Source organism: Myxococcus sp. AB036A (genome assembly GCF_006547355.1).
Classification (GTDB): domain Bacteria; phylum Myxococcota; class Myxococcia; order Myxococcales; family Myxococcaceae; genus Myxococcus; species Myxococcus virescens.
In genome coordinates this window covers 48,911-60,198 of sequence record NZ_VHLC01000012.1, presented here as the reverse complement: position 1 = coordinate 60,198, position 11,288 = coordinate 48,911, and the positions used below count along the sequence as shown (strand labels likewise).

Here is an 11,288-nt window from a genome sequence, read left to right as displayed (position 1 = left end):
CTTCCATCCACTGTCAGGCAGATGCCGGGCGGCTACCCGGCAGGGCATCAGGCCTGGGCGGTGATTCGCTTGCGCTCCCCTGGCTTGTCCGGTCGCCCTCGGGGCCGCCTCACCAGCCGGAGGCCTGTCCAGGTGGCGTCGATGATGCAGATTTTGTTGTCCACCAGACCGATGTCCAGGGCCGCGTGGCGGACGAAGTCCTCGGAGAGGTCCCGGCGGGCACCCTCGCCCCCCGGCCAGCACACCCAGATGCCGCCGGTGAGGGCCATGGCGCGGGCCAGGGCTGGCAGCCGCTGCACCAGCTCCTGCGGGTCCTCGGTGAAGAAGAGGATGACATCCAGGCCCGTCACCGCGGTGATGAGGAACTCCACCCCATCCGGCAGCGGGTTGAGCTTCTGCACGAAGCCCCGCGGCGGGTTGATGACGGAGACCTTGGACCCGGCCCGGATACCCAGCATGGCCGGGAGGGAGGCCAGCGCGTAGGGCGTCATGATGTGCGCTCCACGTTGAATTGACTGAACTCGCCGGTGGCCTCGCCGTCCGTGCGCTGAACGCCCGAAACCCGGGCCTGCGTCGGACCGCGATGACACCAGCGGATGAATTCCTCGAGCACGGCGGGCTCCCCTTCCACGACGGCTTCCACGGCCCCGTCCGGCCGGTTGCGCACCCAGCCCGTCAGGCCCAGGCGTGTGGCCTCAACGCGGGCGCTCTCCCGGAAGAAGACGCCCTGCACCTTGCCTTCGATGCGCAGCGAGGCTCGCCGCGTGCCACTCATGGACCGCCCCATCCTCTAGGCGTTCGTCTGCAACATCTGCAGGAACGCCTGCTCGTCCAGGATTCTTACCCCGAGTTCCTGGGCCTTCTTCAGCTTGCTGCCCGCATCCTCACCGGCCACGACGAAATCGGTCTTGCGCGAGACACTTCCGGCGACCTTGCCGCCCCGGCGCTCGACCTCTTCCTTGGCCTGTTCCCGCGTCATACCCGTCATCGCGCCGGTGAGCACCACCGACTTGCCTACGAAGGGGCCTCCCGTGGCGACCTGGGGCGCCGCGGGCTGGACCCCCGCCGCCAGCAGCGCGCGGATGGCCTCCTGATTCTGGGGCTCCTGGAAGAAGGTGTGGATGACCTGGGCCATGATGGGGCCCACGTCCTTCACGCGGGAGATGTCCTCCAGGCTGGCCGCGAAGAGCATCTCCGACCGGGGGAAGGCCTCCGCCAGCGCCTTGGCGGTGGCGTCACCCACGTGGCGGATGCCCAGGGAATAGAGGAAGCGGCGCTGCGTGGTCTGCTTGGAGCGCTCCAGCGACGCGATGAGGTTGTCCGCGCTCTTGTCGCCCATGCGCTCCAGCGTCAGCAGGTCCTGCTTGGTGAGCGCGTAGAGGTCCGCGAACGCCTTCACCCTGCCGGTGGACACCAGCTGCGCGGCCAGCTTGTCGCCCAGCCCTTCGATGTCCATGGCCAGGCGGCTGGCGAAGTGGCGGATCTTCTCCACCAGCTGGGCGGGGCAGGAAGCGCCCGTGCAGCGGATGATGGCGCCGTCCTCGTCCTTGGTCGCCACCGCATCACAGACGGGGCAGTGCTTGGGGAACTCGAAGGGCGCGGAGTCCGCGGGGCGCTTGGACAGCACCACGGAGACGATTTCCGGAATCACGTCACCGGCGCGGCGCACGAAGACGGTGTCGCCCTTGCGCACGTCCTTGCGGCGCAGCTCGTCCTCGTTGTGCAGCGTGGCGCGCGCCACCGTGACGCCGCCCACCTTCACCGGCTTGAGGTGCGCCACCGGCGTCAGCGCGCCCGTGCGGCCCACCTGGATGCCGATGTCCATCACCTCCGTGGACTCCTCCTCCGGAGGGAACTTGTACGCCACCGCCCAGCGGGGGCTCTTGGAGACCTGACCCAGGCGCTTGCGCTGGTCCTCGTCATCCACCTTCACCACCATGCCGTCCACCTCGAAGGGCAGCTCGTGGCGGCCCTTGAGGGAGGCGTCATAGGCCTCGCGCACGCCCTCCAGGCCCTCGGCGCGGCGGTACTGGTTGATGGGCAGGCCCAGCGTCTTGAGGTACTCCAGCTTCTCGATGTGCGTCTTGAAGACGGGCACGCCTTCGCCCGGGACGCATTCATAGAGGAACACGGAGAGGGGCCGGGCGGCCGTCATCCGCGGGTCCAACTGGCGCAGGCTGCCAGCGGCGGCGTTGCGCGGGTTGGCGAAGAGCGGCTCGCCTTCCTCCTCACGCTTCTCGTTGAGCTTCTGGAAGTCCTTCTTGCGGATGAAGACCTCACCGCGGACCTCCAGCACGTCCGGCACCTTCACGCCGTCCTGGGGGAACAGCGACATGGGCAGGCTGCGGATGGTGCGCAGGTTGGAGGTGACGTCCTCGCCGGTGGTGCCGTCGCCCCGGGTGGCGCCCTGGACGAACGCGCCCTTTTCGTAACGCAACGCGATGGCGAGTCCGTCCAGCTTGGGCTCGCAGACGTAGGCGATGCCCGGCAGGCCCACCAGCTTGCGGATGCGCTCGTCGAACTCAATGAGGCCCTGGTCCTCGAAGATGTTGGCCAGCGAGAGCATGGGTGCCCGGTGCACCACCTCGCCAAACTCCTCGGCCGCCGCGCCGCCCACGCGCTGGGTGGGCGAGTCCGGCGTCTGGAGGCTCGGGTGCTTCGCCTCCAGGTCCTGCAGCTCGCGCATCAGCTTGTCGTATTGCGCGTCGCTGACCTCGGGCGAGTCGAGGACGTAGTAACGGTAGTTGTGGTGCGCCAGCTCACGGTGGAGCTCACGGGCTCGGGCTGCGGCTTTCTGGAAGTCGTCCACGGTTCGCGGTCCTTACTCCAAAACACGGCGCGTCGGCGCGTGCCTCGAAAGGCGGCCACTCTACGGTTCCCGACTGACAAGGTCCGGTCGTCGCCTCCGCGTGAACCGCCTCCTGAGGGGAAGCGGACCCGGAGGGCCGGGTGTTGTCGCTGGCAGTGGCGATGCCCGCGCGCCGACCCGCCGGGTCCTCAGGTCCGGGGCAGGGGACTCCGGAAGGCCCGCACGGCCGGGTGGAAATGAGGGCCCCGGGGGCGCGTGTTGCTCATCTGGAAGCGACGCAACCGTGGCCCTCAAGATGCCTTGACAGGCCAGGAGGGGGTCAATAACGTCCCTTGCGGTTCATGGCGCAGGTGTATTCCGACGGCGCCGACTCTTCTCCCAACCACAAGGCTCACGCCCGCGCAGTCCCTTCCTGGGATTCCGGCGGGGCCGTCCTCCTGGAAGGTGCTTCCGAGGGCCGCGCGGACGTCTCCCCCCGCCATTCCACCCGTCCGAGTCCTCGGGCGCTTCATTCCTCCCAAGCGTTACAGACATGCGTAAAGCCCGTACTTCGAGAGAGAAGGCTGCCGACACCGATGTCGCCGTCGAGGCCGACACGGAGAAGCCACGCCGCAAGCGCGCCGCGAAGACGGTGGAGCGGGACGAGGCCGAGAAGCCCGCCCCGCGCGCCCGCCGCAGCGCCGCCCGCCGCGACGAAGAGCCCGGCGCCGAGGTCGAGGAGGCCCCCGCCGAGCCACCCCGTCCGGTGCTCACCCCCATCTCCCGCCCGGTGCGGGACGACGACCTCCAGGAAGCTCGTATCTCCGGCGAGTCCGAAGAGCCGGCCGCCTCCCTGCCGCCTCCTCCGGAGTCCCCTGAGACTCCCGCCATCACCGAAGTCACCCGGGATGGCGAGCCCATGCAGGTCATCAAGCTCAATGACCTGAAGCGGATGAAGATTACCGACCTCTCGAAGATGGCCCACGACGTGGGCATCGAGGGGTACCAGGGCCTGAAGAAGCAGGACCTCATCTTCGCGCTGCTGGGCGGCATCGCCGACAAGCGCTTCGAGGTCCACGCGGAGGGCGTGCTGGAGCTGCTCAGCGACGGCTTCGGCTTCCTGCGCAGCGCGGACAGCGACTACCAGCCCAGCCCGGACGACATCTACGTGTCCCCGTCGCAGGTGCGCCGCTTCAACCTGCGCCCCGGCGACACGGTGACGGGCCCCATCCGCCAGCCCCGCGAGGGCGAGCGCTTCTTCGCGCTCCAGAAGGTGGACAAGGTCAACTTCGCGGACCCGATGTCGGACGCGGCGCGCGAGCGCATCCTGTTCGACAACCTCACGCCGCTCTATCCGACGCGCAAGCTCAAGCTGGAGCACGAGTCGTCGGAGATGACCACGCGCATCATCGACATGTTCTGCCCCATCGGTCTGGGCCAGCGCTGCCTCATCGTGGCGCCGCCGAAGGCCGGTAAGACGGTGCTGCTGCAGAACATCGCGCACGCCATCAGCCGCAACCATCCGGACGTGTACCTCATCGTGCTGCTCGTGGACGAGCGCCCGGAAGAGGTGACGGACATGGAGCGCAGCGTGCGCGGCGAGGTGGTGTCCTCCACCTTCGACGAGCCCGCCACGCGCCACGTGCAAGTGGCGGAGATGGTCATCGACAAGGCCAAGCGCCTGGTCGAGCAGAAGTACGACGTCTGCATCCTGCTGGACTCCATCACCCGTCTGGCGCGCGCCTACAACACCGTGGTGCCCGCGTCCGGCAAGATTCTGTCCGGCGGCGTGGACGCCAACGCGCTCCACAAGCCCAAGCGCTTCTTCGGCGCCGCGCGCAACATCGAAGAGGGTGGCTCGCTGACCATCATCGGCACCGCGCTCATCGACACCGGCAGCCGCATGGACGAAGTCATCTTCGAGGAGTTCAAGGGCACGGGTAACTCCGAAATCGTCCTGGACCGGAAGCTGATGGAGAAGCGCATCTTCCCGACGCTGGACATCAACAAGTCCGGTACGCGCAAGGAGGAGCTGCTGCTCGGCCCGGGCGACCTGGTGCGCATCACCGCCCTGCGGCAGGTGCTCCACCCGTTCACCCCCATCGACGCGATGGAGTTCGTGCTCAAACACATGCGGCCCACCGCGTCGAATGCGGACTTCCTCGGGTCGATGAACCGGTAGAGATTGTCTGAGCAAGGAGTGTCCATTGCTCAGACACGGACGTTTCCGCCTGCTCACCCTCGTGCTGGGGGTGACGCTGGGCGGCGGTGGAGTGGGGTGTGACGGTTTGGGAGACCTGCCGCTGGAGGACGTACCCCCGGTGCTGTCCGACCAGACCTGTTACACGGACGACGACTGCGTGGCCGACGCGTGCTGTGGGCTGGGAACCGCCGTCACGCACGCGGACGAAGGCCCGACGTGTAGTGGCCCCTGTACCAGTGGCTGCCCGGAGGGCTCCATCGACTGCGGGCGTTGCATTCCCACCTGCCGTGAAGCGCGCTGCGCCGCCGCCTGCCAGTAGAGCTCAGGCGGCGGGCGGCTGACGTTCAGCGGGCAGCGGTCCGGGCGTGGCCAGGGCCACCGCGGGCGCGGGCTGGGCCTTGAGCCGCGCGTAGTCGAAGCACGCCACCAGGACGGACGCCACGGGCACCGCGAAGAGGGCGCCCACCAGCCCGAAGAGCCGCTCTCCGGCGATGAGGGAGAAGGCGACGATGACGGGGTGCAGGTGCGCCGCCTGCCCCATGATTTTGGGGTTGAGGAAGTACGCCTCGACCGCGTGGATGCCGATGATCCACGCGAGAATCGCCAGCCCCTTCTGGAAGCCGTCCGCCAGCGCGATGAGGACGATGGGCACCGAGCTGAGGATGGTGCCGAAAATCGGGATGAGGCTGAAGAAGGTGGCGATGGTCGCCAGCAGGAACGCGAACTTCACGCCGAACAGCAGCAGTCCCATGAACGTCAGGATGCCGTTGACGATGCAGATGGTGACCTGTCCGCGCACCACGCCGGACAACGAGCGGTCGATGCGCTCCAGCAGTTGCCGCGCGTCGGTGGCGTACTCCGGCGGAATCAGCGTGCCGAAGTAGTGGCGGATGGCGTGCGCGTCGATGGAGAAGAACGCGGCCACCATCAGCACGAAGAAGAGCATGAAGACGCCCGCGGCCACGCTGGTGACGATGCTGCGGGACACGTTGACGATGTCGCCCAGGTTCTCCTGCACCAGGATGGACACGCGCTTCACCGCGTCCCCCAGGAACTGCTCCAAATCCAGCGCGAAGCCGAAGGTGCCGTTGCTGCTCCCCGCGTCCGCGCCCTCCAGCGCGCGGTTGGAGAGCGCCACCGGAATGCCTCGTGTGCTGAGCCACGTCTCCGCGCGCTGCGCGAGCTCCTGGACGTGCTCCGGGGTGAGCGTGTTGGCGAACGTCACCGCCTCACGGCTGACGCGGGACAGCTCGCGGTAGAGCTGTGGCACCAGCGCGACGATGAAGAGGTACACGCCCACGAAGAAGCCTGCGTAGATGAGCAGCAGCGCCGTCCAGCGCGGCACCGGCCGGCCGGCCACCTTCACCCGGGAGATGCGCCCCACCAGCGGCTGCACCAGGTAGGCGATGAGCGCGGCGCCCGCGAAGGGCATGACCACCGAGCGGAAGGCCAACAGGACCAGCGCCAGGCTCAGCCACAACACTCCCAAGAGGAGCAGGCGCTTGCGTCGGTTGGCGGAGGCGGTGGTGTCCGAAGGCTGCTGCGACATGCCGTCTGGCTTACGGCAGTGCCCTCCCGGTGACAAGGGCCGCCACGTGAGTCGCCCGCTCGCGTCCGGGGAAGGCGATGGTGCCTGTTCAACATTTCACCGGGTCACCCGGCGGCGGCTCAGGCGCCAGGCACCGGGAAGGCGCCGAGCTTTGACTGGAGCCGCTCCAGGCAGTCGCGCATGTGCTTGCGCTTGACGCGGCCCTCCGTGGCCTCGCCCAGGCCCAGCATCTGCTCGGTGAGCCAGCGGCTGAGGAGCAGCAGGGGCAGCCGGTCGCTCGGCACCAGGCCTCGCTCCAGGTAGCGCTTGTTGCGCATGTAGTCGTCGTAGGCGTCCGTTTCGCGCGCCAACTCCCACTGCGCCAGCCGGAACGCCTCCGTGTAGACGGCCCGGGACGGCCGGGGCCGGGGCTCCGTGAAGAGCGGCGCGAAGTGGCCACCGGTGTCCAGGTCCAGCTCCTCGACGGGCGGCGGCCACTGCAGCAGGTCCTTGTGCAGCAGCTTCGCCACCTCCTCCAGGAGGTGCTCCAGCAGGGAAGTCGGTTTGAGGTCGAAGAGGTGGTCCCAGCGAGACGCCATGGCTTCTTTTCTACCTCAAATGCCGGCGTCGGCCGTGCCCGCGTCGGGGACGCCCGCGTCACCGTCGCCCGTGCCCGCGTCGGTGCCGCCGTCGTCCGTGCCCAGGCCCTGGCAGCAGGCGGGCACCTGCGTGAAGTAGAGCGCTGACTGGGAGCAGGACACGCGGATGTCGCGGCGGTAGGCGCTGCAGCCGGTGACGAAGCGGTCGCTCCCGCAGGTGGGCGGGGCCGCGGTCGCCGGGTCGCAGGACTCCAGGGTGACGGCGCACACGGCGCGGGAGCGGTAGAAGCGTGCGTCGTTGCGGTCGCCGGGGACGACGGTGCACGTCGTGCGCTCGGTGCACGCCTGGAGGATGGGGCCGCTGGAGCACGGGCCCACCTTGCACTCCGGCTCGCAGTTGAGCGCTTCCGAATCGTCACAGCGGGGCGCCTGGGTGCACAGGTCTTCCGAGCACGCGGTGGTGAGCAGGGCGAGGAGGAGGGTCGGCAGGGCAAGACGGGACACGGAGGGCCTCTGTCAGGTCAGGTGAAGCGCTCGAGGAAGTTCAGCAGGATTCTGCGGCCTGCGGGAGAGGGCGTGAGGCCCGCCAGCAGCTGACGGACGTATTCGCCGGGCGCGGCGCCTCGCGCCACGGAGTCCCGCTCCAGGCCCTCCCTGCGGGCCTCGATGACGGCGCGAAGGGTGTCCACGCCGGCCTCTGGGTGGAACTGCACGCCGCGCACGGTGGGGCGAAAGGCCAGCGCCTGCGCGGCGGTGTTCGCGTTGCCCGCAAGCACCTGCGCGCCGTCAGGGAGGTGCGAGACGATGTCCTCGTGCGTCGCCTGCGCGATGAAGCGCTCCGGCACGCCGTCGAAGAGTGGGTCCTGCTTGCCGGCCTCGGTGAGCGTCACCTCGACGCTGCCCGTCTCCCGCCCCTGGGGATTGCGCGAGACGCGGCCGCCATACGCATGCGCCAGGAGTTGCTGGCCGAAGCACACGCCCAGCACGGGCGTGCCCCGCTCACCGGCCTCCACCATGAAGTCCGCGGCGCGCTTCATCCACGGCTCGAGCGCCGTCACCGACAGCGGCGAGCCCGTCATCATCACCGCGTCGTAGCCATCCGCGCGCGTGGGCAAGGGGGCGCCCCGGTGCGCCAGCACGATGTCGAAGCGGTAGCCGGACAGTCCGATGGCTTGCAGAAACCACCGGTCGTAATCGCCGACGGAGACGCGCACGGCCTCGGCCGCGTCACCGGCTTTCAGCAAGAGGACGTTCTTCACCGCCGTAGGTTGCCGCATCGCATCCCCATTCCTACCGTGTCGTGCCCCGCGTGTCCGTTCCTGGCCAGTCGCAGTGGAACGCGCCCGTGTGTTTCGAGGTACCCACATGACCAGCGCCTGTTGGCTCACCTCCTCATTCCTCGACCCCAGTCTGCGCATGGGCGGGCGGCGGGTGGAGCCTCAGGTGCCGGGCGTTTCCAGCAAGAGAGGGGATTGAATCGATGCCGACCCGACCCAAGGCGAAGGTCCTGACCCACCCTGCCATGGCTCGCCGGGTTCGCGGCAAGGCCTCGCGTGCTCCGGCGCGAGGCCCGGCGCTGCGGGACGCGGCGAGCGTGGACACGCTGCGCCGCTGGCTGGATGAGAAGGGCATCCAGAAGGTGAAGGTGGGCGCGGTGGACGTCGATGGCGTCTGGCGCGGCAAGTACATCTCCCTGGAGAAGTTCCTCAGCGCCGCCAAGGGCGGCCTGGGCTTCTGTGACGTCGTCTTCGGCTGGGACTTGAGCGACGACCTGCTCGACAACACCCAGGTGACGGGCTGGCACACCGGCTACCCGGATGCCCACGCGAAGGTGGACCTGTCCACCGGCCGCGTCATTCCCTGGGAGCCGGACACCGCGGCGTTCCTGCTCGACTTCGAAAACCCCGACGGCACGCCTTTCGAGGCGAGCCCCCGGCAACTGCTCCAGAAGGTGGCCGCCCGCGCGCGGTCGCTGGGGTACCTGCCGCGCTTCGGCGCGGAGTACGAGTTCTTCATCTTCAAGGAGCAGCCGCAGAGCCTGCGCGACAAGGACTTCCAGGGGCTGACGCCGCTGACGCCGGGCATGTTCGGCTATTCGTGGCTGCGCACGTCGCTCAACGCGCCGCTGGTGCATGCGCTCATCGACGGGTGCAACGCCTTCGGCCTGGGCATCGAGGGTTTCCACACGGAGACGGGGCCGGGCGTCTTCGAGGCGGCCATCCGCTACGACGACATCGAGAAGTCGGCGGACAAGGCCGCGCTCTTCAAGACGGTGGTGAAGGAGATTTGCGCCCGCCACGGCGTCACCGCGTGCTTCATGGCGAAGGTGGACGCGAAGCTGCCGGGGTGCTCGGGGCACGTCCACCAATCGCTGTGGGATTTGGACGGGGAGCAGAACCTCTTCCACGACGCGAAGGCGCCCCACGGCATGAGCAAGCTGCTGCGCCACTACATCGGCGGGCAGGTGGCGCTGATGCCGGAGCTCACCGCGCTCTACTGGCCCACCATCAACAGCTACAAGCGCAGCGTGGAGAACACCTGGGCGCCCACCACCGTGACGTGGGGCCTGGAGAACCGCACCACCGCCATCCGCGTCATCGGTGAGAGCGCCAAGGCGATGCGCCTGGAGTACCGGCAGCTGGGCGCGGACATGAACGCGTACATCGGCATGGCGGTCAGTCTGGCCGCGGGCCTGTGGGGCATCGAAAACGAGGTGGAGCCGCCCGCCCCCTGCGAGGCCAACGCCTACGCGAAGAGCGACGCGCCGCCCTTGCCCCGCAACCTCAAGGACGCGGTGGCGCTGCTGAAGGGCAGCGAGCGCGCGCGGGAGTTGCTGGGCGACGGCTTCGTGGACCACTTCGTGCGCACGCGCGAGTGGGAGGTGCGTCAGTACGAGCGCGCCGTCACCAACTGGGAGTTGGAGCGTTACCTGGAGCTCATCTGATGAGCGCAAATGAGGCAGCCGCCATGAAGCCGTTCGACATTCCCTCCGAGCCGCGCGTCACCGAGATGGCGTGGCCCACGCGCATCGTCTTCGGCGCCGGCGCGCTGCTGCGCCTGCCCGCGCAGGCCCAGCGTCTGGGCATCCAGCGCCCGCTGCTGGTGACGGACGCGGGCGTGGTGAAGGCGGGGCTGGCCGCGCGCGTGGCGGACGTGCTCAAGACGGCGGGGCTGGCCTGTGAAGTCTTCGACCGCGTGGAGCCCAACCCCACCGAGCGCGACGTCTTCGCGGGCCTGGAGGCGTACCGGAGCCACTCCTGCGATGGCATCGTCGCGCTGGGGGGCGGCAGCGCCCTGGACGCGGGCAAGCTGATTCAGCTCCTCACCACGCACGAGCCGCCGCTCAGCCGCTACGACGACGCGAAGGGCGGCGACCAGTACGTGCGCGACGACCTGCCGCCGCTCATCGCGATTCCCACCACCGCGGGCACCGGCTCGGAGGTGGGGCGCTCGGGCGTGGTGACGCTGGAGGACACGGGCCGCAAGACGGTCATCTTCAGTCCGCACCTGCTGCCGCGCGCCGCCATCTGCGACCCGGAGCTGACGCTGGGGCTGCCGCCGGGCATCACCGCGGCCACGGGCATGGATGCCTTCACCCACTGCCTGGAGGCCTACCTGGCCAATGGCTTCCACCCGCTGGCGGACGCGGTGGCCATTGACGGCATCCACCGCGTGGGTCGCTCGCTGGAGACGGCGGTGCGCGACGGCAAGGACCTGGCCGCACGCACGGACATGATGGTGGCGGCGATGGAGGGCGCCATGGCCTTCCAGAAGGGTCTGGGGGCCTGCCACGCGCTGGCCCACGCGCTCACGCCCGTGTCCAACGTGCACCACGGCTTGGCGAACGCCATCGTCCTGCCCGTGGTGATGGAGTTCAACCGCGCGGTCTGCACGGCGCGGCTGGCCCGGGTCGCGGTGGCGCTGGGGGACACAACGCAGGCGCGCGAAGAGGTGCTCGCGGGCAACGCCATCGACCGGGTGCGCAAGCTCAACGCGGCGGTGGGCATTCCCTCGCGGCTGCGCGACGCGGGCGTCCAGGAGAAGGACCTGGAGCGGATTGCCGAGAAGGCCTTCCAGGATGCCTCGCACCTGAGCAACCCGCGGAAGGTGTCGCAGGCGGACCTGCTGGCCCTGGCGCGCGAGGCCTACTGAGCCGACGCACGCCGGGGG

11 protein-coding genes are annotated in these 11,288 nt (G+C 69.1%); 4 read left to right on the top strand and 7 right to left on the bottom strand.

Annotated elements, in window-relative coordinates; all coding sequences use genetic code 11:
- Positions 1 to 47: 47 nt before the first annotated feature.
- The 3 genes from FL344_RS07490 to ligA are packed head-to-tail and all read right to left on the bottom strand — an operon-like array spanning position 48 to position 2,809.
- Positions 48 to 491, bottom strand: a complete 444-nt coding sequence (locus FL344_RS07490; RefSeq protein ID WP_141590776.1) for a DUF3052 family protein — start codon at positions 489 to 491, stop codon at positions 48 to 50.
- Complete coding sequence (locus FL344_RS07485; RefSeq protein ID WP_141590774.1) at positions 488 to 787, bottom strand: acylphosphatase; 300 nt, start codon at positions 785 to 787, stop codon at positions 488 to 490. The genes FL344_RS07490 and FL344_RS07485 overlap by 4 nt, the downstream gene beginning before the upstream one ends.
- A gap of 3 nt (positions 788 to 790) precedes the next feature.
- Positions 791 to 2,809 carry an NAD-dependent DNA ligase LigA gene (ligA, locus tag FL344_RS07480; protein WP_141590772.1) on the bottom strand — a complete coding sequence of 673 codons (2,019 nt, stop codon included), beginning with the start codon at positions 2,807 to 2,809 and terminating at the stop codon, positions 791 to 793.
- Between the two features lie 532 nt (positions 2,810 to 3,341).
- Between ligA and rho the strand changes: the two genes are divergently transcribed.
- Positions 3,342 to 4,970 (top strand): transcription termination factor Rho, encoded by a 1,629-nt coding sequence (rho, locus tag FL344_RS07475; protein WP_186817784.1) that lies wholly within the window; start codon positions 3,342 to 3,344, stop codon positions 4,968 to 4,970.
- A gap of 25 nt (positions 4,971 to 4,995) precedes the next feature.
- A complete protein-coding gene (locus tag FL344_RS07470; RefSeq protein ID WP_141618027.1) occupies positions 4,996 to 5,310 on the top strand; it encodes a hypothetical protein in 315 nt (104 codons plus the stop codon).
- 3 nt (positions 5,311 to 5,313) lie between these two features.
- Here FL344_RS07470 and FL344_RS07465 read toward each other — a convergent pair whose 3' ends face one another.
- The 4 genes from FL344_RS07465 to FL344_RS07450 form a co-directional block, all read right to left on the bottom strand.
- Positions 5,314 to 6,540, bottom strand: coding sequence for an AI-2E family transporter (locus FL344_RS07465; protein WP_141590769.1), 1,227 nt, complete (start codon positions 6,538 to 6,540; stop codon positions 5,314 to 5,316).
- Between the two features lie 119 nt (positions 6,541 to 6,659).
- On the bottom strand, positions 6,660 to 7,118 hold the full coding sequence (locus FL344_RS07460) for a hypothetical protein (protein ID WP_141618026.1): 459 nt from the start codon (positions 7,116 to 7,118) through the stop codon (positions 6,660 to 6,662).
- 15 nt (positions 7,119 to 7,133) lie between these two features.
- Positions 7,134 to 7,622, bottom strand: a complete 489-nt coding sequence (locus FL344_RS07455) for a hypothetical protein (RefSeq protein ID WP_141618025.1) — start codon at positions 7,620 to 7,622, stop codon at positions 7,134 to 7,136.
- Positions 7,623 to 7,639: 17 nt separating this feature from the next.
- Complete coding sequence (locus tag FL344_RS07450; RefSeq protein ID WP_141618024.1) at positions 7,640 to 8,395, bottom strand: glutamine amidotransferase; 756 nt, start codon at positions 8,393 to 8,395, stop codon at positions 7,640 to 7,642.
- Positions 8,396 to 8,598: 203 nt separating this feature from the next.
- Between FL344_RS07450 and FL344_RS07445 the strand changes: the two genes are divergently transcribed.
- On the top strand, positions 8,599 to 10,062 hold the full coding sequence (locus FL344_RS07445) for a glutamine synthetase family protein (RefSeq protein ID WP_228558010.1): 1,464 nt from the start codon (positions 8,599 to 8,601) through the stop codon (positions 10,060 to 10,062).
- 23 nt (positions 10,063 to 10,085) lie between these two features.
- The gene (locus FL344_RS07440; RefSeq protein WP_141618023.1) at positions 10,086 to 11,270 is read left to right on the top strand and encodes an iron-containing alcohol dehydrogenase; all 1,185 of its coding nucleotides are present in this window, start codon (positions 10,086 to 10,088) and stop codon (positions 11,268 to 11,270) included.
- Positions 11,271 to 11,288 lie beyond the last annotated feature (18 nt).